The organism is Streptomyces flaveolus, assembly GCF_000716535.1.
Taxonomy (GTDB): Bacteria; Actinomycetota; Actinomycetes; order Streptomycetales; family Streptomycetaceae; genus Streptomyces; species Streptomyces flaveolus_A.
On sequence record NZ_JNWV01000188.1, the window covers coordinates 1 to 273 of the forward strand.

The following is a 273-nucleotide window of genomic DNA, read 5'->3' on the forward strand; positions in this document are numbered from 1 at the left end:
ACCGCCCGTCGGTCCATGACGACGCCGTCTGCGGACGCGGCGCGCGGCAGTTCAGGCCGGGAAGGCGAACAGGCGGTAGTCGGACAGCGTTGTGAAGCCAAAGCGCCGGTACAGCGGTTCCCCCGCGGGGCTCGCCACGAGCGCGGCGGAGCGCATCCCTCTTTCCCGCCCGGTCCGGAGCGCGGCGACCGTCAACGCTGCGCCGATGCCCCGTCGGCGATGCGCTTCGGCCACGTGGACGAGGAAGATCCCGGCCACCCCGTGGGCGGTGAT

The 273-nt window shown here is 72.9% G+C and carries 1 protein-coding gene; it reads right to left on the minus strand.

Annotated elements, in window-relative coordinates:
• Window positions 1-51: 51 nt before the first annotated feature.
• Window positions 52-273, minus strand: a 222-nt coding sequence (locus OO52_RS45790; protein ID WP_030659540.1) for a GNAT family N-acetyltransferase, incomplete at its 5' end; no start/stop codon positions are given.